Raw genomic sequence first — 19,302 nt, 5'->3', positions numbered from 1 at the left:
CTTATCCTTCCTGCTCAATCTGGGTTAACACGCTGCGCAGCGCCGGGCCGTATTCATATTTGCCCGGACAAACGTAGGTGCAGAGCGCCAGATCTTCTTCATCCAGCTCCAGACAGCCCAGCGCCTGGGCGCTATCGCTATCGCCGGCGAGCAGATCGCGCAGCAATATGGTGGGCAGAATATCCAGCGGCATTACCCGCTCATAGTTGCCGATCGGCACCATCGCCCGCTCACCGCCGTTAGTATCAGTGGAGAAATTAAAGCGCTTGCGCTTAAAGAAATGACCAAGGGTGGTACGGGTAATCGAGAACTTCTCTTTGCCCGGCATCACCCAACCAAAAAGCTCTTTTTCACGGCCTTCTCGTACCACGCTGACCTGCAAATGGTAGCGCCCGAGGAAAGCGTGAGGGCCGCAGGCATGGGTGCCGCTCAAGACTGAACCGGAAATTACCCGGTTTTCATCATCCACCAGCTCGCCCGCCAGCAGTTCATCGAGGCTGGCGCCGAGACAGGTTTGCAGCAATCGCGGCTGTTTTACCTGCGGGCCGCCAAGGGCAATGACGCGTTCGCTGTACAGCTCGCCGTCGAGGAACAGTCTGCCGATGGCGATGACCTCCTGATAGTTAAGATGCCAGACCTGTTTGGTCAGGCTGACCGGCTCAAGGAAGTGAATGTGCGTACCGGCAAGCCCTGCCGGATGCGGGCCACTAAACTGGTTGAATGTCACCTGCCCGGCGGGATGGCCGCCCAGCTTGCCGCCGCTGGCCTGACAGACGTGGACTTTACCGTCCGTCAGGTGCGTCAGCACCGTCAGACCGGCATCAAAGGCTTCACGCTGGGCCAGGATAATCGGCTGCGGTTCAGCCGCCAGCGGGTTGGTATCGATAGCGGTGACGAAAATAGCCGCCGGAACGCTATCCGGCGCGGGAATTTTGCTGAAAGGACGGGTACGAAACGCCGTCCACTGCCCGGAGTCCAGCAGCTGTTGCTGCACCGCTTCCCGCGCTAAATCGTTAAGATCTTCTAATGCGTAGCGGGTAAACGACACCGCATCATTACTGCCGTCGACGTCAATCACCACCGATTGCAGCACCCGGCGCTCGCCGCGATGAATGGCGCTAACTACCCCGCTGGCTGGCGCGGTAAAACGTACCCCGGCGTTCTTTTTGTCTTCGAACAGCACCTGGCCTTTCTGCACCCGATCGCCTTCGCTCACCGCCATCGAGGGGCGCATGCCGACGTACTCCTCGCCGAGCAGCGCGACGCGTTTCACCGCAGGCCGGGACGAGATCTGCTGTAATGGCATGCCAGCTATGGGCAAATCCAGCCCTTTCGTGATTTTAATCATATCGTTAGCAGGTATCCGTAACCTAAACCCCGGCTCAAGCCGAGGCCAGCATTATTGATGGAATATCAGAATAAGAAAGGAATAGCGGTGCCACGGGGGCACAAGACGGGAGAGAAGCATCCTTTCTTACCCTGGTCATAAACGGCGGGAGTGTAACATTTTGTGAGTGGCAGAAGTAGGAAAAGCGCCAATAAGTGCTTCTAAAATGCGAGCTATTGCGCAAAGTTCTCACTGCGCTTTGCGGCAATATTCGCTATAAAGGAACATTAAATTGTAAACGCAGCCACACCGTGCTTGCGAAAAACTGCCGTGATGCTAATGTGAGCGCTCTAAATCCAGAAAACTCTGATTTCGGGTATCTCTTGCCGTCCTGGCATGTGGTTTTTTGTTTTATCAAGGAACAAGCAGTATGCGCAAAATCGCATTCTTTATTGCGATGCTTCTGTTGCCGTGCGTGTCATTTGCTGGGTTACTCAGCAGTAACAGCCCGACAACGCCGGTTAGCAAAGAATATAAACAGCAGTTAATGGGCTCCCCCGTTTATATTGAGATCTTCAAAGAAGAGCGGATGCTCGATCTCTATGTCAAAATGGGCGAAACCTACCAGCTTCTCGATAGCTACCGGATCTGTAACTACTCCGGCGGCCTCGGGCCGAAGCAACGCCAGGGCGATTTTAAAAGTCCGGAAGGATTTTATAACGTCTCGCGCAGTCAGCTAAAACCAGACAGCCGCTTTTATAAAGCGATCAATATCGGCTTCCCGAATGCCTACGATCGCGCGCACGGCTATGAAGGTAAATACCTGATGATCCACGGCGCCTGCGTTTCCGTCGGCTGCTACGCGATGACCGATACCGGCATTGACGAGATCTTCCAGTTTGTCACCGGCGCGCTGGTATTTGGCCAGCCAAGCGTGCAGGTCAGCATCTACCCGTTCCGGATGACCGACGCCAACATGGCGCGGCATAAGTTCTCGTACTATTCGGATTTCTGGAAGCAGCTGAAGCCAGGCTATGACTACTTCCAGCAGACCCACAAACCGCCGGTGGTTTCGGTGATGGATGGCCGCTATATCGTCAGCAAGCCGCTCAGCCACGAGGTTATCCAGCCGCAGCTGGCCTCAAACTATACGCTCCCCGAGGCAAAATAACGCCCACTCGCCTGGCATGATTTTATTCCAGGCCTCATTGCCGGTCAGCGGCTGAGTGGCGATAACGGAGACCACATCGTTTGGTGTGGTCTCACGTTGAAAATCAATTTCCACATCCTGATCCAGCAGCTTCGCCACGCCAAACGGCGCCCGACGGGTGATCCAGTACAGGTTGGTTGAACAGTACGCCATCACATAGCGCCCGTCCGATAACAGCATATTAAACACGCCCTTCTCGCGCATTTCGCCCGCCAGCGTCGCGATGTATTTAAACACGCCGACCATATTGCCCGGCGTGCGCGGATAGCGCTCGGTTAAACGGTGCAGCAGCCAGCAGAAAGCCGTTTCGCTGTCGGTCTCGCCCACCGGGCGGAAATTCCCCGTCTTCAGCGATTTATAGCCTTTGAGCTGGCCGTTATGGGCGTAGGTCCAGTGGCGCCCCCACAGCTCGCGAGTAAACGGATGGGTGTTTTCCAGCGCCACCTCGCCGCGGTTAGCCTGACGGATATGGGCGATGACGGAACAGGATTTGATGGGATAATCCTGTACCAGTTTGGCTATCGGCGACTGAAAGCTCGGCTGCGGATCTTTAAATGTGCGACACCCTTTCCCTTCGTAAAAGGTAATGCCCCAGCCGTCTTTATGCGGCCCGGTGCCGCCCCCGCGCTGAACCAGCCCGGAGAAGCTAAAACAGATATCGGTCGGCACATTGGCGCTCATCCCGAGCAATTCGCACATAGATCACCTCATACCACTGCACAAAATATCCTGCCGCTAAAGCCTTGTCGCCGCGGCTCCTCAACATGGAAGCCACGGCGCCGTCATCATGGCAAGTTAAGCTTTAACCATCTCTTTTTCGATCAACATAATCAGAATATGAATCACCTTAATGTGAATCTCCTGAATGCGATCGGCGTAACCGAAATGCGGTACGCGGATTTCAACATCGGCGGAACCCGCCATTTTGCCGGCGTCTTTACCGGTCAGGGTGATCACTTTCATTCCCTGCGCACGAGCGGCTTCAATCGCTTTGATCACGTTGCCGGAGTTGCCGGAAGTGGAGATCCCCAGCAGAACATCGCCTGCGCGGCCAACCGATTCAACGTAGCGGGAGAAGACGTATTCATAGCCAAAATCATTACTCACGCAGGACAGATGGCTGACATCAGAGATAGCGATCGCCGGATAACCAGGGCGGTTTTCGCGATAACGCCCGGTCAGCTCTTCCGCAAAATGCATCGCATCGCAATGAGAACCGCCGTTGCCGCAGGAAAGCACTTTACCGCCAGCTTTGAAGCTATCCGCCAGCAGTACCGCCGCGCGTTGGATAGCATGAATGTTGGCCTCGTCCTGCAGAAAGTTGGCCAGCGTTTCCGCGGCTTCGTTCAGTTCGTTACGAATAAGATCCTGGTACATGAGGATAATCCTTCAGTATTGGTTGGAATAACCCTGGCAGTGTACCGGATAGCCGCCGAAGCGAGAAGCAGCAGGCGACGTTATCCCCCGTCCTTTTGATTTTACGTGCCGCTTTTCCAGCCAACAATGTGAGCAAGGTTGTAATTATTTTGTAAACACATTGCTAAAACAAATTACATCCACTACAACCAATACATCACAAGTGGTCAGACCTCCTACAAGATAAGGGAGCATTTCTCTATGATGATTTTGAGTATTGTTGCAACCGTAGTGTTACTCGGCGTGCTCTTCTATCACCGAGTCAGCCTGCTTCTCAGCAGCGTGATTTTGCTCGCCTGGACCGCGGCGCTCAGCGTGGCGGGGCTGTGGAATATCTGGCTGCTGCTGCCGCTGGCGATTATCCTGCTGCCGTTCAACTTTGCGCCGATGCGTAAATCCCTTTTCTCCGCCCCGGCGTTCCGCGCTTTCCGTAAAGTAATGCCGCCGATGTCGCGTACGGAAAAAGAAGCCATCGATGCAGGCACCACCTGGTGGGAAGGCGATCTGTTCCGCGGCAACCCGGACTGGCACAAGCTGCATAACTATCCGCAGCCGCGCCTCACCGCCGAAGAGCAGGCTTTCATCGACGGCCCGGTAGAAGAAGCCTGCCGCATGGCGAACGACTTCGAAATTACCCATGAGATGGCGGATCTGCCGCCGGAGCTGTGGGCGTACCTGAAAGAGCATCGCTTCTTTGCGATGATCATTAAGAAAGAGTACGGCGGGCTGGAGTTTTCCGCCTATGCCCAGTCTCGCGTACTGCAAAAGCTGTCCGGCGTTTCCGGGATCCTGGCGATCACCGTCGGCGTGCCTAACTCCTTAGGGCCGGGCGAACTGCTGCAACATTACGGTACCGAAGAGCAGAAAAATCACTACCTGCCGCGCCTGGCGCGTGGTCAGGAGATCCCATGCTTCGCGTTGACCAGCCCGGAAGCGGGCTCCGACGCCGGCGCGATCCCGGATACCGGCGTAGTCTGTATGGGCGACTGGCAGGGTCAGCAGGTGCTGGGTATGCGCCTGACCTGGAACAAGCGCTATATCACCCTCGCGCCGATCGCCACCGTGCTGGGCCTGGCTTTCAAACTCTCTGACCCGGACCGTCTGCTGGGAGGCGAGGAAGAGCTCGGTATCACCTGCGCGTTGATCCCTACCTCAACGCCGGGCGTGGAAATTGGCCGTCGTCACTTCCCGCTGAACGTGCCGTTCCAGAACGGCCCTACTCGCGGTAAAGATATTTTCGTACCGATCGATTACATCATCGGCGGCCCGAGCATGGCCGGCCAGGGCTGGCGTATGCTTGTTGAGTGCCTGTCCGTGGGTCGCGGCATTACTCTGCCGTCCAACGCCACCGGCGGCCTGAAATCCGTCGCCATGGCGACGGGCGCCTACGCCCACATTCGCCGTCAGTTCAAAATCTCGATTGGTAAAATGGAAGGGATCGAAGAGCCGCTGGCGCGTATCGCTGGTAACGCCTACGTAATGGACGCCGCCGCTTCGCTGATTACCTACGGGATTATGCTTGGCGAGAAACCGGCGGTGCTGTCGGCAATCGTTAAATATCATTGTACACACCGTGGCCAGCGTTCAATCATTGACGCTATGGATATTACCGGCGGTAAAGGCATCATGCTGGGCGAAGGCAACTTCCTTGCCCGCGCTTATCAGGGCGCGCCGATCGCCATTACCGTTGAAGGGGCGAATATCCTCACCCGCAGCATGATGATCTTTGGTCAAGGGGCGATTCGCTGCCATCCGTATGTACTGGATGAGATGGCCGCCGCGCAGAACAATGACGTTAACGCCTTCGACAAGCTGCTGTTTAAACATATCGGCCACGTTGGTAGCAACAAAGTACGCAGCTTCTGGCTGGGCCTGACTCGCGGCCGCACCAGCAGCGCGCCGACCCGTGACACCACGCGCCGCTACTATCAGCACATGAACCGCCTGAGCGCCAACCTGGCCCTGCTGTCGGATGTATCAATGGCGGTGCTGGGCGGCAGCCTGAAGCGTCGCGAACGTATCTCCGCGCGTCTCGGCGACGTGCTGAGCCAGCTTTATCTGGCATCGGCGGTGCTGAAACGTTATGACGATGAAGGCCGTAATGAAGCGGATCTGCCGCTGGTCCATTGGGGCGTGCAGGATGCGCTGTATCAGGCGGAGCAGGCTATCGATGACCTGCTGAAGAACTTCCCGAACCGCTTTGTCGCAGGCGCGCTGCGTCTCGCCATCTTCCCGACCGGCCGTCACTACGATGCGCCGTCCGATAAGCTGGATCATAAAGTGGCGAAAATCCTGCAGGTTCCGAGCGCGACCCGCTCTCGTATCGGTCGCGGTCAGTACCTGACGCCAAGCGAACATAACCCGGTTGGCCTGCTGGAAGAGGCGCTGCTGGATGTGATGGCGGCGGATCCAATCCACCAGCGCATCTGCAAAGAGCTGGGTAAAAATCTGCCGTTCACCCGCCTGGATGAGCTGGCCACTAATGCGCTGGCCAAAGGGTTAATTAATCAGGAGGAAGCCGCAATCCTGACCCGTGCGGAAACCAGCCGTCTGCGCAGTATTAACGTTGATGATTTCGCGGCGGATGAACTGGCGACCAAACCGGTAAAGCTGCCGGAAAAAATCCGCAAGATTGAAGCGGCATAATAAAAGCAATACTGCACATCACGACGAAGGCGGGGAATTTCCCCGCCTTTTCTTTTGTTACTCCCCCACCAAAGTAGCATTTTTTTAACAAAATATTCCATGCCGCCTCCCGCTGCTGATATGGTATTAAAATTATCTAAACGCCCTCTTTATAATGGAGTTCACCACTGTGCCTGGCTTGAAAATTACGCTGTTGCAGCAACCGCTGGTGTGGATGGATGGTCCCGCCAACCTGCGCCATTTCGATCGTCAGCTGGAAGAAGTGAGCGGGCGCGACATCATTGTACTGCCTGAGATGTTTACTACCGGTTTTGCCATGGAAGCGGCGAAGCAGTCGATGCCGCAGGAAGAGGTCGTTGAGTGGATGCAGGCGAAAGCGGAGCAGACCAACGCGCTGATTGCCGGTAGCGCGGCATTGCAGACCGAACGCGGCCCGGTGAACCGCTTTCTGCTGGTAGAGCCCGGCGGTAAAACGCATTTTTACGATAAGCGTCACCTGTTCCGCATGGCGGATGAACATCACCATTATGAGGCAGGAACCGAACGAGTGGTCTTTGAATGGCGCGGCTGGCGGATTCTGCCGCTGGTGTGCTATGACCTGCGCTTCCCGGTATGGTCGCGTAACCACAACGATTACGACCTGGCGCTGTATGTTGCTAACTGGCCTGCCCCACGTTCGCTGCACTGGCAATCGCTGCTGGTCGCCAGAGCAATTGAAAACCAGGCCTACGTCGCCGGCTGCAACCGCGTCGGCACCGATGGCAACGGCCACCACTATCGGGGCGATAGCCGTATCATTAGCCCGCAGGGAGAGATTATCGCCACCGCCGAACCGCATCAGGCGACGCGGCTCGATGCCGATCTGTCGTTGGCCGCGCTGCAGGAGTATCGCGAGAAATTTCCGGCCTGGCAGGATGCCGATCCTTTCACGATCGGCTAAACACTTTTCGGGAGCCGCTGCGCTCCCTTTTTATTCCACCACGATCCGCAAAGCGCAGTAGACCAATAACGCTGCCAACACCCAGTTTAGTTGGCGCCCGTACAGCAAAAACAGGCGCTGAAACAGATGCCCCGCCAGCGCCCAGCACAGATTTCCCAGCGCGCCAATCGCCGCCAGCAGCAGACTCACGCTGATGAGCCAAACCGGCTCGCGGGTAACGGGCAGGACAAAGGTAGAGAGCGCGGTGATGCCATACAGAATAATTTTTACGTTGACGAACTGCAGGCCCAGGCTCGCCCAGAAACCCACCGGCTCTGTACTCAGCGCGCCTGCCCCCGGTTTGCTTTTGGCTATCTGCCAGGCCAGCCACAGGATATACGCCGCGCCAATCCATCCCAATATCCGGGTAAATCGCGAGTCGAGTTCCACCAGCGAAAAGGTTAAAGCCGCGCAAATCAGCATAGTGATAATAAAACCGACGCTCATCCCCGCCAGCACCCGCAGGCTGCGGCGTAAGCCATGGGCGGTGACGCTGCTGAGGGCAAGAATATTATTGGGGCCGGGAGTCAGCGCGGTTATCAGGGTATAAGTCAAAAAAGCACTAATCAAAGCTGGGGTCACTTGTCTTCTCCTTCGTTTTGGCAGACAGTACCCGAAGCTATTCATTTAAAAAAATGAATGTTTTCTGACTCTGAATTCGATAATTTCGATAGTTGGTGGCGAAATGGATCTGCGGCGTTTTATTACTCTCAAAACGGTAGTGGAAGAAGGCTCGTTTTTACGCGCGGCACAAAAGCTATGCTGTACGCAATCCACGGTGACCTTTCATATTCAACAGCTTGAGCAAGAGCTTGCCGTTCAGCTGTTTGAAAAAATTGGCCGCCGCATGTGTCTGACCGAATCCGGTAAAAAGGTATTGCCGCACGTTCATGAACTGGCGAGGGTGATGGAAACCATTCGTGAGGCGGCTCGCGAGGATGGCGAACCGGCTGGCGAGCTGCGCGTTGCCTGTGGGGAAACCCTGCTGGCCTATAAAATGCCGCAGGTGCTACAGCGCTTTAAACAACGGGCGCCGCAGGTACGCTTATCGCTGCAGTCGCTCAACTGTTATGTCATCCGCGATGCGCTACTCAACGATAGCGCCGATTTAGGCGTGTTTTATCGGGTTGGCAACGATGACGCGTTAACCATGAAAAGCTTTGGCCAGCAGCCGCTGACGCTGGTCGCCTCGCCGCAGCATCCGGCGGTCGATTTTACCCGCTGCGGGCAACATATCCCGCTGAGCTTTGTTATCAATGAGCCACAGTGCGTATTTCGGCAAATTTTTGAAAGCACGCTGCGCCAGCGCGCCATTACCCTGGAAAATACCATTGAGCTCTGGAGTATCGAAAGTATTAAGCAGTGCGTGGCGAGCAATCTTGGCGTCAGCTATCTGCCGCGTTTCGCCGTTGAGGAAGAGCTTAAGCGCGGTACGCTGGTTGAGCTACCGTTTAGCGCTGTTCCGCTCACTATTAACGCGATATGCGCTCATCACGCCGGTAAAGTAGTTAGCCCGGCAATGCGGGTATTTATGCAGTGTGTTGAGGAGGCGTTAGGGGCGGATTAAATGATAATTCCCCCAAACGACGAAGGCCTGAATCATTGCTTATTCAGGCCTTCTGAATAGTGGCGGAACGGACGGGACTCGAACCCGCGACCCCCTGCGTGACAGGCAGGTATTCTAACCGACTGAACTACCGCTCCGCGTTGTTGTTCCGTTGGGAACGAGGCGAATATTACGGTTTCCCTACATCGTCGTCAACGCTTTTTCTTCACTTTTGAATCGTTTGCTGCAAAATTAGCCCGCCCGCCTATTTTTAGCGCATATTGTCGGCAATCAGGCGCGCCACAGGCAGCTTCCGCCCTTCTTCTGCACCAGGTCGAGACGCGATTCATGGTCCGCCAGCTCGCTGTCAGAGGCATAAACCACACGTAATTTACTGGCGGCGCGGACAACGCGCTGTATTCCAATATCGCCGGCCTGCTGTTGGCCTTCCCCTTCCATCGAAAACGCCATGCTGGTCTGCCCGCCGGTCATCATCAGATAGACGTCGGCCAGTATCTGGGCATCGAGCAACGCCCCGTGCAGCGTACGCTTGCTGTTGTCTATCTCATAACGTGAACAGAGCGCATCGAGGCTGTTACGCTTGCCGGGGAACATCTTACGCGCCAGCGCCAGGCTATCGGTGACCTTACAAAAGGTCTCCGTTTTCTCAATGCCGCGGTTCAGCTTTTTGAATTCATAATCCATAAAGCCGATATCGAACGATGCGTTATGGATGACCAGCTCCGCGCCGCGGATATACTCCATGAACTCATCGGCAACGTCGGCAAATGTCGGCTTGTCCATGAGGAATTCATCGGCAATACCGTGAACGCCGAAGGCTTCAGGGTCCACCAGCCGATCGGGCTTCAGGTAAACATGGAAGTTATTACCGGTGAGGCGACGGTTGATCACCTCTACGGCGCCGATCTCGATGATCTTATGCCCTTCATAGTGGGCGCCGATCTGGTTCATACCGGTGGTTTCGGTATCGAGAACAATCTGTCGTGTAATTGCAGTGCTCATAGCGGTCATTTATGTCAGACTTGTCGTTTACATATCGATTTCAATTACAGGAAGTCTACCAGAGATGCTCAAACAGGTAGAAATTTTCACCGATGGTTCTTGCCTGGGAAATCCTGGGCCTGGCGGCTACGGCGCTATTATGCGCTATCGCCAGCATGAAAAAACCTACAGCGCGGGCTACCGCCTGACGACTAACAACCGCATGGAACTGATGGCTGCCATCGTCGCTCTCGAAGCGCTTAAAGAGCATTGCGAAGTGGTGCTAAGCACCGATAGCCAGTACGTCCGCCAGGGGATAACCCAGTGGATCCATAACTGGAAAAAACGCGGCTGGAAAACCGCGGACAAAAAGCCGGTTAAAAATGTCGATCTGTGGAAACGTCTTGATGCCGCTCTCGGCCAGCATCAAATTAAGTGGGAATGGGTCAAAGGCCATGCCGGGCACCCGGAAAACGAACGCTGTGACGAACTCGCGCGCGCTGCGGCGTCTAACCCCACGCTGGACGACGTCGGCTACCAGCCGGAAAGCTAATTTCCCCCGTCGCGCCACTGCCTGGTGGCGCCAACGGCCGGACGCAGCTGCGTCTTCGCCTTCCCGGACTTCATCGGATTTAGCGTCAGCGGAATGGTTCTTTTCCGCGCGACGATCATCTGCAAACACCCCAAAGCCGGCAGATGAGTACTTAACATTTTTCCCCCCTGCTTCGACCAGGGCAGCACCTGATAGCGACCGTAGTGCAGCACCTCAAAATTGAGCAGCGCCAGCCAGTCAAGCTGTCGCGTCATGGTAAACATCCGGCTGTTATAGGGGATAGTTTTTCGCAGGATCGGCGTCACTTTGCGCAATCCGACGAGGCTCATCGGATTAAAGGCGGTCAAAATCATCCAGCCATCGTCAATCAGCACGCGGTCAGCTTCCCGCAACAGCCGGTGCGGATCGCTGCACCATGGCAAAGTATGCGCCAGTAAACAGGCATCCACAGATTTGGCGGCGAAAGGAAGATACAGCGGGTCGGCTTTGACCTGGATAGGACTTCCCCCCAGCGAAACGTTCACCTGATGGGAGATCGCGCAGGCTTCGGTATTGATTTCCGCGCTCAGATTGCCAATCTTAAGTAGATGAAAGCCATATAATTTAGCCAGCCACGGTTTCATATGCCGTTCCAGCGACTCGCGATAGTATTCACCCCAAGGCATACTGGACCAATGCTCTGGAGCTGTAATTGTATGAGGTATCCTTGCCGGCTTCATCGCAACCTTCCGCAACGCTTTGAGAGGTAATTTATGAATCTTATCAGTATTCCTGCATTTCAGGACAACTACATCTGGGTTCTTAGCGACGATAACCGTCGTTGTGTGATAGTCGACCCGGGCGAAGCCGCGCCGGTACTCGTGGCCATTGAAGAAAACGGCTGGCAGCCAGAAGCGATTTTGTTAACCCACCACCACCACGATCATGTTGGCGGCGTGAAAGAACTGCGGCAAAAGTTCCCGCAACTTGTGGTTTACGGGCCGGCAGAAACCCAGGATAAGGGAAGCACGGATATTGTATCTGATGGCGATAGCATTACTGTTTTGGGCCGCGAATTTTCTATTTTCTCCACTCCCGGTCACACATTAGGACATATCTGTTTCTACAGCGAACCTTATCTATTTTGTGGCGATACAATGTTTTCCGGAGGCTGTGGCAGACTGTTCGAAGGTACAGCAGACCAAATGTATCAATCATTTATGAAAATAAACGCCCTTCCCGATGACACACTAATTTGTTGCGCACATGAGTACACTTTAGCAAACATGAAGTTTGCATTGAGTATCCTGCCACATGATATGGATATAAAGGATTACTACCATAAAGTTAATGAGTTACGCGCAAAAAACCAAAAGACACTACCCGTTACTCTGAAAAATGAACGCCGTATAAATTTATTTTTACGTACGGATGACAATGATTTAATTAAAGAAATATCCAAAGAAACAAATTTGCAACACTCAGCGCAGAGATTTGCATGGTTAAGGTCAAAGAAAGATGACTTCTGAGATTTAACGCTTGTCATCCTCGGCCTTCACCGTTATCCTTGCTCGTCTTTTAAGCAACTATTGACACACACATGAAGGCACGAGCGATATTACTCGCCTCTGTCCTGCTGGTAGGGTGCCAGGCGTCGAAGCACGACGGCACCGTAGAGCAGCGAGCACAGAGCCTTTCTGCAGCTGGTCAAGGGGAAGCAGGCAAGTTCACAAGTCAGGCGCGATGGTTAGATGATGGAACCCTCTACGCGCAAGACCAGGATCTGTGGACTTCCATAAGCGACGAGCTAAAGATGGGAATTCCGGAAAACCCCCGGATTCGCGAACAGAAACAGAAGTACTTACGTAATAAGAGCTATCTCCACGATGTAACTTTACGGGCTGAACCGTATATGTACTGGATAGCCGGGCAAGTTAAGAAACGTAACATGCCAATGGAACTGGTATTACTACCCATAGTGGAGAGCGCTTTTGACCCACACGCGACGTCTGGCGCCAATGCCGCAGGCATTTGGCAGATCATTCCGAGCACAGGGCGCAATTATGGTTTAAAACAGACCCGCAGTTACGATGCGCGTCGTGATGTCGTCGCGTCTACTACCGCGGCGCTGGACATGATGCAACGTCTGAACAAAATGTTCGACGGCGACTGGTTACTGACCGTCGCGGCATATAACAGCGGCGAAGGCCGGGTAATGAAGGCCGTGAAGGCGAACCGTTCGCGTGGTAAACCCACCGATTTCTGGTCGCTCTCGCTGCCGCATGAAACCAAGGTCTACGTGCCAAAAATGCTGGCTTTGAGCGATATTCTCAAAAACAGCAAGCGTTACGGCGTGAAGCTGCCCACGGCTGATGAAAGCCGGGCGCTGGCGCGCGTTCGCCTCGATAGCCCGGTTGAGATTTCTCAGCTCGCGGACATGGCAGGAATGCCGGTTAGCAAGCTGAAAACCTTCAACGCTGGCGTAAAGGGGTCCACGCTTGGCGCTAGCGGACCAAAGTACGTTATGGTGCCTCAGAAGCACGCTGCTCAACTGCGTGAATCTCTGGCCTCTGGTGACATTGCCGCCGTACAGCCGACGCTGCTTGCTGACAATACGCCGCTGACCAGCCGTAGCTATAAAGTACGTTCTGGCGATACGATTTCCGGGATTGCTTCGCGTCTCGGCGTCACCACCAGGGATCTACAGCAGTGGAACAACCTGCGCGGTTCTGGGCTTAAAGTCGGGCAAAATCTGGTTGTCGGCGCAGGCAGCAGCGCGCAACGTCTGGCGAACAACAGCGATAGCATCACCTATCGTGTTCGTAAGGGCGACTCGCTGTCGAGCATCGCAAAACGCCACGGCGTCAATATCCGCGACGTTATGCGCTGGAACAGCGATACCGATAACCTGAAGCCAGGGGATCAGCTAACGTTGTTTGTGAAAAACAACGACAGACCTGAATCCTGATTCCAGGATAATGAGAAAGGCACCGCTTCCCCGGTGCCTTTTTTATTGCCAGCGTTACACTGCTTTATGCGCTTCAAACATGATGGTATCGCTGGTAAACGATCCATCCTGCTGTAATTCGAAGTAGGCTTTAACCTCTGCCGATGCGCTATGCTGATATAAGCGAATCGCCTCCACCAGCGCCTCGGGCGTGCGCATCCGCGCGACCCACGAGCTAAACTCCAGCGGCAGACGGTCGGTCAATAAATGATTGATCGCCAGGCCTGCGTCATTGGCCAGCGCCAGCCACTCGCCGCTGGAGTAGTTACGCACGTGCGAAGTGTCGCGCAGCGCTTCTACGGTTTGCAGCCAGACATCACGCACCGGATGCCCCGGAGACATCACGTCCATCATGATCATCACCCCACCCGGCTTCAGCACGCGTTTCACCTCACGCAGCGCCTGGCCGACATCATGCCAATGGTGAGCGGAGTAGCGGCTAATCACCACATCAAAACTGGCGTCGGCGAACGGCAGCGTTTCAGCATACCCCTGCTGAGTGACGATGTTGGTAAAACCTTTGTCTTTTGCCGCCTGAGCGACAACCTCCAGCATCTGGCTCGATAAATCATACGCGGTAACCTGCGCTACCTGGCCGGCAGCGGTAAAGCTGGCGTGCCCTGCCCCGCATCCCATATCCAGCAACGTTGCCTGCGGGAAATCCGCCAGCCGTTCCGCCAGACGCTGCAGATCGCTCCCGGAGGCGTGCACGGCGCTGGTCAGATAGGCGCTTGCCTGTGAGCCAAACTGCTTTTCGACGTTGTCATGATGAGAGCGTGTTGTCATTGTGTTGTCCTTCGGTGGTTTGAGTAATAAAGGGCAGCATCGTGCTGAACGCAGACCTGCCCGATGGCAGGCCTGACATACCTTAATTAATCAGGCTTGCCGGGACTGAATTCGACTAGTAGCGGGTTGTGATCGGAGGCGCGGGTCACCAGCACGGAAGCATCGTGCACGCTTAATCCACGGTAGAACACAAAATCGAGCGGGCGACCAAACGCGCGGCGGCGCTGATCGTCAGAGAAACGAACCTCGCGTAACGACATCTCACGCGCAAAGCGGTACAACGCATTCATCCGCGGGCGGCTCCAGGCGTTGAAATCACCAGCCATGATTACCGGCCCGCTGTGATGGGCAATCTGATCGCCAATTGGCAGCAGCTGTTTACTATAGACATCGACGCCAAGACTAAAATTAACCGCATGGATATTCACCACCATTAACAGCCGCGCATCGGGCAGCGGATAAACGGTCACTAACGCCGATTTAGGCAAACGTAAAATAGGTTCGCGCTCGCGCAAGGGACAGCAATAGATGGGGTGAGCGGAGGCCAGCGTCATCACGCCGGAAGGATGCTGCGGCAATACCAGCGCCGGCACCTGATCGGCGGCCAGATAGTTTGAAGTCGCGAATCTGACCAGTTCTGGGGTGGTTTGCGCCTCCTGCAACAGGACCAGATGCGCGTCTTTGCCGAAATTTTTGAGTACCGACTGCCATTCAGCACGCTGCTGCTTGAAGATATTCCACACCAGCACGCGAATTTTCTCATCGCTGCTTAATGGCGCGCCGGCGGGATAAACCGGACTGACGCCCGCAAACGCCCCCGGAGGCAAGATTCTCTCCGCAGGTTGTCCGGCGACATAGCGCATGGCATAGGTATTCTTTCGCAATTTGGGCATTGAACCTCGATAACAGGAAACCAGCCCGACTGCGGCTGGTTCTTCTGTTATAGGGATTTTCCCATACACTTTCAATGCAATTTGCGAGAAAGCCTTATCCTTCGAGAGAAACGGCTGCCGAACGGCGTGGAGATTTATCTAAACGACCGCTCAGTACGACCAGTAGCAAAGCAACCAGCACAATCAGCGCGCCAATCCACGGCGTCTGCGCCAGACCGTACAGCTCGACCGTCTGTCCACCAATGACCGAACCGAGGGCAATACCAATATTGAAGGCAGCGATGTTCAAACCAGAAGCAACATCAACGGCGCCCGGCGTGTACTGTTCAGCCTTTTGTACCACATAGACCTGCAGACCCGGAACGTTGCCGAAGGCGAAAATCCCCATCACCAGCACCGTTGCCAGAGCGGCGTAGTGCAGATTAGCCGTGAACTGGAAGACCAGCAACAGTACCACCAACGCAGCGAAGATAAACTTCAACGCGGCGACAGCGCCATGTTTATCGGCGAGCTTACCGCCCCATACGTTACCGATAGCGACGGAAATACCATAACCCAGCAGGATCCAACTGACCGCTGACGGGCTAAAGCCTGCCAACTCCTGCATCATCGGCGCAAGGAAAGTAAACGCCGTAAACACGCCGCCATAGCCCAGCGCGGTAATCGCGTAGATCATCAACAGGCGCGGATGAGTCAAAACTTTCATCTGATCGCGAAGGCTGGCGCCGGCACGGCCCGGAATATTATTTGGTACCAGGATCAGGCTGCTGATAAGCGCAATGACGCCCAGAATCGATACCGCGAGGAACGTTTCACGCCAGCCAAAATGCTGACCGATGAATGTCCCGAACGGCACCCCGGTTACCAGCGCGACCGTCAGGCCACCGAACATGATAGCAATGGCCGAGGCGGCTTTCTCTTTTGGCACCAAGCTGGTGGCAATCGTCGAGCCGATAGAAAAGAATACGCCGTGCGCCAGGCCGGTCAGCAGGCGGGCCACAATCAAAGTGCCATAACCCGGAGCCTGCCACGCTAGCAGGTTACCGGCGGTAAAAAGCACCATTAACGCCAGCAGGAGCTGCTTACGGGGCATACGCCCGGTTAACGCGGTCAGCACCGGGGCGCCAATCGCCACGCCTAGCGCATAGATGGAAACCAGCAGGCCCGCAGACGGCAGCGAGATAGCCAGTTGTTCGGCGATGGTCGGTACCAGGCCGACGATCACAAATTCGGTAGTGCCAATAGCAAAGGCACCGATGGTTAATGCAAGTAGCGCCAGTGGCATAATTTACTCCGTAGCATCAGGATTAAGATGACACGTAGTATGAAGGGATGTTTAAATAACAAAAACCATCAAAATCTCAATAGAATTTTGCTATAGGTGCAACAATGAGAGCCACGTCAGAAGAGATCGCTATCTTCGTCGCCGTAGTGGAAAGCGGCAGTTTTAGCCGGGCGGCCGAGCAGCTCGGACAGGCAAACTCTGCCGTCAGCCGGGCAGTCAAAAAGCTGGAATCAAAGCTAGGCGTTAGTTTGTTAAACCGGACCACGCGCCAGCTGAGCCTGACAGAAGAAGGCGAGCGTTATTTCCGCCGCATGCAGGTAGTGTTGCAGGAAATGGCGGCTGCCGAAAATGAGCTTCTGGAGACGCGTACCACCCCTCGCGGATTGCTCCGCGTTGATGCCGCCACGCCGGTGATGCTGCATTTTTTAATGCCGCTGGTAAAACCGTTTCGTGAACGTTATCCGGAAATGACGCTCTCGCTGGTCTCCTCGGAAACCTTCATTAATCTTATCGAACGCAAAGTCGACGTTGCGATCCGCGCGGGTACCCTCACAGATTCCAGCCTGCGCGCCCGTCCGCTATTCAATAGTTACCGTAAGATCATCGCTTCGCCTGATTATATCACCCGCTACGGCACGCCGGTAAATGCGGAAGATCTTGCGGATCATCTCTGTCTGGGATTCACCGAACCCGTCTCGTTGAATACCTGGCCTATTGCCGCCAACGATGGACAATTACTGGAAGTGGGTTGCGAAATTACCTCTAACAGTGGCGAAACGCTAAAACAGCTCTGTCTTGGCGGCAATGGTATTGCCTGTCTATCGGATTATATGGTGGATAAAGAGATTGCCAGCGGGGAGTTTGTGGAGCTACTTGCCGACAAGCGCTTGCCGGTGGAGATGCCTTTCAGTGCGGTGTACTACAGTGATAGAGCCGTCAGCACGCGTATCAGGGCATTTATTGACTTTCTGAGTGAGCATGTCAAACAGCTCCCGAAGGAGCTGTAAAAAACTATCGTCCGGCAGCAGCATCAACCGTCTGCCGGAATCGGTGGATTAATCCCACTTCGGCGCCAGACCTTCCGGACTTACCAGACGGTCATTGCAATCCAGCGCGGCAATCGCTTTACGATCTTCATCATCCAGCTTCAGATCCAGCGCTTTCAGGTTGCTCGCCAGGTTTTCACGCTTGGTGGAAGATGGAATAACCGCATAGCCTTCGCCCATCGCCCACGCCAGGATTACCTGTGCCGGGGTCGCATTATGTTTCGCCGCGATACGGGCAATCACTTCATCTTTCAGCGCTTTACCGTAGGCCAGCGTCATATAAGAGGTGATGTGGATACCGTGTTCACGCGCCCAATCCACCACTTTACGGTTCTGCAGGTACGGAGACAGTTCAACCTGGTTGGTCGCGATATTTTCAGCGCCAACGGCGGCAATCGCACGCTCCATCAGTGGAATAGTGAAGTTAGAGATACCGATCTGACGGGTCAGCCCCAGTTTCTTCGCTTCCATCAGCGCAGCCATAAACTCTTCAACAGCAACCGCATCGTTCGGCGACGGCCAGTGAATCAGCGTCAGATCAACATAATCGGTACGCAGCTTCTGAAGACTCTCTTTCAGGCTGGCGATCAGCTTGTCTTTACTCAGGTTTTCGATCCAGATTTTGGTGGTGATGAACAGTTCATCACGCGGCACGCCGCTTTCCGCGATAGCCTGACCAACAGCGGCTTCATTTTCATAGATCTGTGCGGTATCGATAGTACGATAGCCCAGCTCCAGCGCCATTTTTACAGAGTTGATGACTACGTCGTCTTGCAGACGGAAAGTGCCAAGACCAAATGCAGGGATTGCCATGATAGATGTTCCTCGTTAATTATTCATTTCGCTTAACTGAGACCATTATGGTTGAAGGTCGGGCTGGGAAAAAGATCGATAAATGCAGAGGATTTTTGCTGATTTAGCAATAATTAGAATGGAGAAAACAAAAAAGCCCTGAGCAGATGCTCAGGGCTTCAAATAAGTGGCGGAACGGACGGGACTCGAACCCGCGACCCCCTGCGTGACAGGCAGGTATTCTAACCGACTGAACTACCGCTCCACCGAATTTTTTCTACATCTACCGGTTTAATGCCCCGGTTTTACTGCAAATTTGATGCCTGGCAGTTCCCTACTCTCACATGGGGAGACCCCACACTACCATCGGCGCTACGGCGTTTCACTTCTGAGTTCGGCATGGGGTCAGGTGGGACCACCGCGCTAGTGCCGCCAGGCAAATTCTTTGTGCTCAGTACGCAATTCTTTATCGCATCAGCGGCGTTGCCTGCGCTCGTCAACTCAGTCACATACTTCTGTATGCTCCTTCCTTTCCTTCGCTTGCCGCCTTGCTGCTGCGCAAATTATTGCGTACTCAACTCTGAATCTAAGCTGAAAATCATCTCAAATCGCCAAAACAGCTTCGGCGTTGTAAGGTTAAGCCTCACGGTTCATTAGTATCGGTTAGCTCAACGTATCGCTACGCTTACACACCCGACCTATCAACGTCATCGTCTTTAACGTTCCTTCAGGAGACTTATAGTCTCAGGGAGAACTCATCTCGGGGCAAGTTTCGTGCTTAGATGCTTTCAGCACTTATCTCTTCCGCATTTAGCTACCGGGCAATGCCATTGGC

At 54.5% G+C, this 19,302-nt stretch carries 18 protein-coding genes, 2 tRNA genes and 2 rRNA genes; 8 read left to right on the top strand and 14 right to left on the bottom strand.

What is annotated here, in order from left to right; all coding sequences use genetic code 11:
- Window position 1 precedes the first annotated feature (1 nt).
- Complete coding sequence (locus tag PGR29_RS20865; protein ID WP_213794308.1) at window positions 2-1,348, bottom strand: Na(+)-translocating NADH-quinone reductase subunit A; 1,347 nt, start codon at window positions 1,346-1,348, stop codon at window positions 2-4.
- A 409-nt stretch (window positions 1,349-1,757) separates the two neighbouring features.
- On the opposite strand from PGR29_RS20865, the gene dpaA reads away from it, so the two are divergent.
- Window positions 1,758-2,498, top strand: a complete 741-nt coding sequence (gene dpaA / locus PGR29_RS20860; RefSeq protein ID WP_113374924.1) for a peptidoglycan meso-diaminopimelic acid protein amidase — start codon at window positions 1,758-1,760, stop codon at window positions 2,496-2,498.
- Here the strand turns inward: dpaA and PGR29_RS20855 are convergent.
- Window positions 2,469-3,236, bottom strand: coding sequence for a class II glutamine amidotransferase (locus PGR29_RS20855; RefSeq protein WP_015368120.1), 768 nt, complete (start codon window positions 3,234-3,236; stop codon window positions 2,469-2,471). The two genes, dpaA and PGR29_RS20855, sit on opposite strands and share 30 nt — an antisense overlap.
- Window positions 3,237-3,332: 96 nt before the next feature.
- Window positions 3,333-3,914: a D-sedoheptulose 7-phosphate isomerase gene (gene lpcA, locus PGR29_RS20850; RefSeq protein ID WP_316425226.1), complete on the bottom strand. Its 582-nt coding sequence runs from the start codon at window positions 3,912-3,914 to the stop codon at window positions 3,333-3,335.
- Window positions 3,915-4,154: 240 nt separating this feature from the next.
- Between lpcA and fadE the strand changes: the two genes are divergently transcribed.
- A complete protein-coding gene (fadE, locus tag PGR29_RS20845) occupies window positions 4,155-6,599 on the top strand; it encodes an acyl-CoA dehydrogenase FadE (protein WP_047047387.1) in 2,445 nt (814 codons plus the stop codon).
- Window positions 6,600-6,768: 169 nt separating this feature from the next.
- On the top strand, window positions 6,769-7,539 hold the full coding sequence (locus tag PGR29_RS20840; RefSeq protein ID WP_042895758.1) for an amidohydrolase: 771 nt from the start codon (window positions 6,769-6,771) through the stop codon (window positions 7,537-7,539).
- A gap of 30 nt (window positions 7,540-7,569) precedes the next feature.
- Here the strand turns inward: PGR29_RS20840 and eamB are convergent, their stop codons facing one another.
- Window positions 7,570-8,160 (bottom strand): cysteine/O-acetylserine transporter, encoded by a 591-nt coding sequence (gene eamB, locus PGR29_RS20835; protein ID WP_316425225.1) that lies wholly within the window; start codon window positions 8,158-8,160, stop codon window positions 7,570-7,572.
- Window positions 8,161-8,263: 103 nt separating this feature from the next.
- On the opposite strand from eamB, the gene PGR29_RS20830 reads away from it, so the two are divergent.
- The gene (locus tag PGR29_RS20830; protein ID WP_316425224.1) at window positions 8,264-9,145 is read left to right on the top strand and encodes a LysR family transcriptional regulator; all 882 of its coding nucleotides are present in this window, start codon (window positions 8,264-8,266) and stop codon (window positions 9,143-9,145) included.
- 60 nt (window positions 9,146-9,205) lie between these two features.
- On the opposite strand, the gene PGR29_RS20825 is transcribed toward PGR29_RS20830, so the two are convergent.
- Both PGR29_RS20825 and dnaQ read right to left on the bottom strand, forming a co-directional pair.
- Window positions 9,206-9,282 (bottom strand) — tRNA-Asp (locus tag PGR29_RS20825).
- A gap of 133 nt (window positions 9,283-9,415) precedes the next feature.
- Entirely contained in the window at window positions 9,416-10,147 is a 732-nt protein-coding gene (gene dnaQ / locus PGR29_RS20820) for a DNA polymerase III subunit epsilon (RefSeq protein ID WP_015368125.1), read from the bottom strand.
- Window positions 10,148-10,211: 64 nt separating this feature from the next.
- Here dnaQ and rnhA point away from each other — a divergent pair, with 64 nt between their 5' ends.
- A complete protein-coding gene (gene rnhA, locus PGR29_RS20815) occupies window positions 10,212-10,679 on the top strand; it encodes a ribonuclease HI (protein ID WP_015368126.1) in 468 nt (155 codons plus the stop codon).
- Here rnhA and PGR29_RS20810 read toward each other — a convergent pair.
- The gene (locus tag PGR29_RS20810; protein WP_047047163.1) at window positions 10,676-11,398 is read right to left on the bottom strand and encodes a class I SAM-dependent methyltransferase; all 723 of its coding nucleotides are present in this window, start codon (window positions 11,396-11,398) and stop codon (window positions 10,676-10,678) included. The two genes, rnhA and PGR29_RS20810, sit on opposite strands and share 4 nt — an antisense overlap.
- Window positions 11,399-11,431: 33 nt before the next feature.
- Between PGR29_RS20810 and gloB the strand changes: the two genes are divergently transcribed.
- Entirely contained in the window at window positions 11,432-12,187 is a 756-nt protein-coding gene (gene gloB / locus PGR29_RS20805; RefSeq protein WP_316425223.1) for a hydroxyacylglutathione hydrolase, read from the top strand.
- Window positions 12,188-12,258: 71 nt separating this feature from the next.
- Window positions 12,259-13,626, top strand: a complete 1,368-nt coding sequence (gene mltD, locus PGR29_RS20800; protein WP_316425222.1) for a murein transglycosylase D — start codon at window positions 12,259-12,261, stop codon at window positions 13,624-13,626.
- Between the two features lie 54 nt (window positions 13,627-13,680).
- On the opposite strand, the gene PGR29_RS20795 is transcribed toward mltD, so the two are convergent.
- The 3 genes from PGR29_RS20795 to PGR29_RS20785 form a co-directional block, all read right to left on the bottom strand.
- Entirely contained in the window at window positions 13,681-14,451 is a 771-nt protein-coding gene (locus tag PGR29_RS20795) for a class I SAM-dependent methyltransferase (RefSeq protein WP_316425221.1), read from the bottom strand.
- Between the two features lie 86 nt (window positions 14,452-14,537).
- Window positions 14,538-15,335: an endonuclease/exonuclease/phosphatase family protein gene (locus PGR29_RS20790; RefSeq protein WP_015704463.1), complete on the bottom strand. Its 798-nt coding sequence runs from the start codon at window positions 15,333-15,335 to the stop codon at window positions 14,538-14,540.
- A 103-nt stretch (window positions 15,336-15,438) separates the two neighbouring features.
- Window positions 15,439-16,629: an MFS transporter gene (locus PGR29_RS20785; protein WP_045380776.1), complete on the bottom strand. Its 1,191-nt coding sequence runs from the start codon at window positions 16,627-16,629 to the stop codon at window positions 15,439-15,441.
- A 104-nt stretch (window positions 16,630-16,733) separates the two neighbouring features.
- Here PGR29_RS20785 and yafC point away from each other — a divergent pair, with 104 nt between their 5' ends.
- Complete coding sequence (yafC, locus tag PGR29_RS20780; protein WP_123273271.1) at window positions 16,734-17,636, top strand: DNA-binding transcriptional regulator YafC; 903 nt, start codon at window positions 16,734-16,736, stop codon at window positions 17,634-17,636.
- A gap of 48 nt (window positions 17,637-17,684) precedes the next feature.
- Here yafC and dkgB read toward each other — a convergent pair whose 3' ends face one another.
- The 4 genes from dkgB to PGR29_RS20760 all read right to left on the bottom strand — a co-directional run.
- Complete coding sequence (gene dkgB, locus PGR29_RS20775) at window positions 17,685-18,488, bottom strand: 2,5-didehydrogluconate reductase DkgB (protein WP_049061038.1); 804 nt, start codon at window positions 18,486-18,488, stop codon at window positions 17,685-17,687.
- Between the two features lie 167 nt (window positions 18,489-18,655).
- Window positions 18,656-18,732 (bottom strand) — tRNA-Asp (locus PGR29_RS20770).
- A gap of 56 nt (window positions 18,733-18,788) precedes the next feature.
- Window positions 18,789-18,904, bottom strand: a 5S ribosomal RNA gene (rrf, locus tag PGR29_RS20765).
- 195 nt (window positions 18,905-19,099) lie between these two features.
- Window positions 19,100-19,302: ribosomal RNA gene (locus PGR29_RS20760) — 23S ribosomal RNA — on the bottom strand; the annotation flags it as partial.

It is taken from the genome of Klebsiella sp. 141203, assembly GCF_032601985.1.
Lineage (GTDB): Bacteria > Pseudomonadota > Gammaproteobacteria > Enterobacterales > Enterobacteriaceae > Klebsiella > Klebsiella aerogenes.
Note: the sequence above shows the minus strand (reverse complement) of the source record. Positions and strands in the feature narration are given on the sequence as shown.

What these genes read in the sequence shown, in the direction of transcription:
- PGR29_RS20865 (WP_213794308.1), bottom strand. Translation starts at nt 1,348, where the DNA reads ATGATTAAAATCACGAAAGGGCTGGATTTGCCCATAGCTGGCATGCCA.
- dpaA (WP_113374924.1), top strand. Translation starts at nt 1,758, where the DNA reads ATGCGCAAAATCGCATTCTTTATTGCGATGCTTCTGTTGCCGTGCGTG.
- PGR29_RS20855 (WP_015368120.1), bottom strand. Translation starts at nt 3,236, where the DNA reads ATGTGCGAATTGCTCGGGATGAGCGCCAATGTGCCGACCGATATCTGT.
- lpcA (WP_316425226.1), bottom strand. Translation starts at nt 3,914, where the DNA reads ATGTACCAGGATCTTATTCGTAACGAACTGAACGAAGCCGCGGAAACG.
- fadE (WP_047047387.1), top strand. Translation starts at nt 4,155, where the DNA reads ATGATGATTTTGAGTATTGTTGCAACCGTAGTGTTACTCGGCGTGCTC.
- PGR29_RS20830 (WP_316425224.1), top strand. Translation starts at nt 8,264, where the DNA reads ATGGATCTGCGGCGTTTTATTACTCTCAAAACGGTAGTGGAAGAAGGC.
- dnaQ (WP_015368125.1), bottom strand. Translation starts at nt 10,147, where the DNA reads ATGAGCACTGCAATTACACGACAGATTGTTCTCGATACCGAAACCACC.
- rnhA (WP_015368126.1), top strand. Translation starts at nt 10,212, where the DNA reads ATGCTCAAACAGGTAGAAATTTTCACCGATGGTTCTTGCCTGGGAAAT.
- PGR29_RS20810 (WP_047047163.1), bottom strand. Translation starts at nt 11,398, where the DNA reads ATGAAGCCGGCAAGGATACCTCATACAATTACAGCTCCAGAGCATTGG.
- gloB (WP_316425223.1), top strand. Translation starts at nt 11,432, where the DNA reads ATGAATCTTATCAGTATTCCTGCATTTCAGGACAACTACATCTGGGTT.
- mltD (WP_316425222.1), top strand. Translation starts at nt 12,259, where the DNA reads ATGAAGGCACGAGCGATATTACTCGCCTCTGTCCTGCTGGTAGGGTGC.
- PGR29_RS20795 (WP_316425221.1), bottom strand. Translation starts at nt 14,451, where the DNA reads ATGACAACACGCTCTCATCATGACAACGTCGAAAAGCAGTTTGGCTCA.
- PGR29_RS20785 (WP_045380776.1), bottom strand. Translation starts at nt 16,629, where the DNA reads ATGCCACTGGCGCTACTTGCATTAACCATCGGTGCCTTTGCTATTGGC.
- yafC (WP_123273271.1), top strand. Translation starts at nt 16,734, where the DNA reads ATGAGAGCCACGTCAGAAGAGATCGCTATCTTCGTCGCCGTAGTGGAA.
- dkgB (WP_049061038.1), bottom strand. Translation starts at nt 18,488, where the DNA reads ATGGCAATCCCTGCATTTGGTCTTGGCACTTTCCGTCTGCAAGACGAC.